General features: G+C 34.2%; 3 protein-coding genes. All 3 read right to left on the reverse strand.

Annotation, left to right across the window (positions count from 1 at the left end; all coding sequences use genetic code 11):
* Positions 1 to 43: 43 nt before the first annotated feature.
* The gene (locus tag QT996_RS28255) at positions 44 to 280 is read right to left on the reverse strand and encodes a DUF4926 domain-containing protein (protein ID WP_333050797.1); all 237 of its coding nucleotides are present in this window, start codon (positions 278 to 280) and stop codon (positions 44 to 46) included.
* A 59-nt stretch (positions 281 to 339) separates the two neighbouring features.
* The gene (locus QT996_RS28260) at positions 340 to 1,422 is read right to left on the reverse strand and encodes a hypothetical protein (RefSeq protein ID WP_333050799.1); all 1,083 of its coding nucleotides are present in this window, start codon (positions 1,420 to 1,422) and stop codon (positions 340 to 342) included.
* 300 nt (positions 1,423 to 1,722) lie between these two features.
* Complete coding sequence (locus tag QT996_RS28265) at positions 1,723 to 2,178, reverse strand: hypothetical protein (protein WP_333050801.1); 456 nt, start codon at positions 2,176 to 2,178, stop codon at positions 1,723 to 1,725.
* Positions 2,179 to 2,284 lie beyond the last annotated feature (106 nt).

The raw sequence follows: 2,284 nt of genomic DNA on the forward strand, positions 1-2,284 counted from the left end.
TGATCGCTGGTATTTATAATTATGAACTTTCTTTGAAGACCAACTAGCGATCTCCTAAGACTTTCGCAAGAGGTCTAAAGTACAACACCATTATTTGCTCTGGATAAAGCCCGACAGATTCATAAGTGCGCCCGTTGCGATCGCTAAATTCAACCTCAAACGCTGCACCATCCGCCAACAGTTCAACTACAGTCCCTACTTGTCCGCGCCACAGATTATATTCAGGAATATCAACTATTAAGGCAACGACATCTAGTAATTTAACTGTATTCTTTGCCACTCTTATTACCTTCCTGCACTACAGAAAATAGCAGGTTTTTAATCTCGGATATAAGAGAGTTAAGTAAGGTAAGTTGATAAAAATATATCAGGATCGTATTGTGGACTAAAGTAGTATTCTATAGCTTTCTGTCTTGTTTCGGCATCTTTGATTTCCCAATATTGTAGGTTGTGTTTTTGACATAATTCTTTGGCATAGTTTACACATTTTATAGATGCTGCTATTCCAATCTGGACTTTGCTTTTTTCTGGAAGCCCCTCAACAACTTGAGGATATCTTAGGAGAATACTACATGATGCAGCTAAAATAGGATCGAATTCCCGAAATATATCATCTAAAAAAAGTAATTCACTCCAATCATCACCTAATTCATTTTGTAATATTAAATATTTTTCTTTTTGTTGCTCAAATATTTGGTTATATAAAGCATTGACTTGAAAGTATTCTTGTTCTGCAAGATTCAAGTTAAAATGTCGCTTATTTTTGTCATAGTATTTTCTTATGATTGCACTAAGCGCCCGCTGGGTTTCATTTTCCACTGATTTAATCAGATTGTTAGCAGGAGAATAACCTATCCAAGCTATAGTCTCTTCTGGTAAAATGTAATAGCTCAATTCTACCATTTCTTTTAGATAATCTCTTGAGGTTTTTTGCATAATGAAATAAAACTTGAACAGACGGCGATAAAGACCATCAAATAGAGTTGTTAATCTCAAGTCGCGTCTATTATTAAATCTGCTGAACAATAGATATATCCAATAATGCAATAGTCCTTCTATTGACGAACAACCTAAATTATCAGATAACGTAAAATTAACGCTTGTGATACTGCTATAATTGCTTGCGATACTGCTATAATTTAGTTTTATTAAAAAGTTGAGTACATTTATGTAATACCAGTAGTTCACGGATTTTAATTCCAACATAAGTATTTCCCTCATGAAAATATAGCGCTCGCCTTCAGACGAATTCACTAGCTTTTCTACAAGAGCATCTGAAACATCGTTAATTTCTTTTTGAGTGTATGCTTGCTGAAAAAGAGTTTGGATAATTTCCAAAGGGTTAGCATTAGCAATCAAATTCTTCCAAAAAGCCTCGCTGCTTTCTCTCTCTTTCTTTGCATTCGACCTAAAATTATCCAAGACTTTAGGTCTTACTTTGTCAGTTATTTTTTCTACTTTTTTAACAAATTCTTCCAGTCTTTCGAGGCTAACTTCTGAAGATAAAACTTTTTCTATATTAGATAAAAGCTTGGCTTTTATATGGGGAATAAGTTGGGTCGCAGCCAGAATATGATCCAGTTCATAAAATTTATCTTGAATTTCAGTATGAGCTATGCTTAAAATCGGATTTATACTAAGCTGTCGCGCATTTAAATTGCATATTCGGGACGCTGCTCGAAGCCCATCTCACAAGACTTTGATTATTTCTTGACATACAGTTTAAATGCAGAACAGCTTATTATTAATTTCATCCCTATCATAGACATTCAAGTACCAACCATTTGAAACAACAAAGTATTTGCAATTAATAGTGGGATGCAAAGAATAAAAATATGCTTGAGAAACATCTTGCTCTCTAATTTGGGGAGGATTAGTGGAATCTTTACACTTCCCTTTTTTCGCATCAATTAGCCAGAAGTATTCTTTTCTGATACTACAAATATAATCAAGCCTAACTTGTGTCGATCCAACCTGAAGAAACAGATCATCTAGCTTAAAACTGTCTTCTCTAGAAACTGAATAATCTAAATCTTTCCTATACCCAAGCAATCTTAGTATCGGCATTAAATATTCTTCGCGAACATCGGCTTCACTATAAGTTGAAAACTCAAGCGTTGATAGCTTTTCTAATTCTTGTAATTCTGTGTCAGTCAGTGGAGGTCTGTATTTTTTCATTGTATTTGCTGAGTCTTTTGCTAACCTTGGTTATACCATTTTGCCAAATAAGTGCTACAATGTCAGGTCAGAAAATTAAGGGATTTTTTATGAAGGTCAACTATCA

Source organism: Microcoleus sp. S13C4, assembly GCF_036700865.1.
Taxonomy (GTDB): domain Bacteria; phylum Cyanobacteriota; class Cyanobacteriia; order Cyanobacteriales; family Microcoleaceae; genus Microcoleus.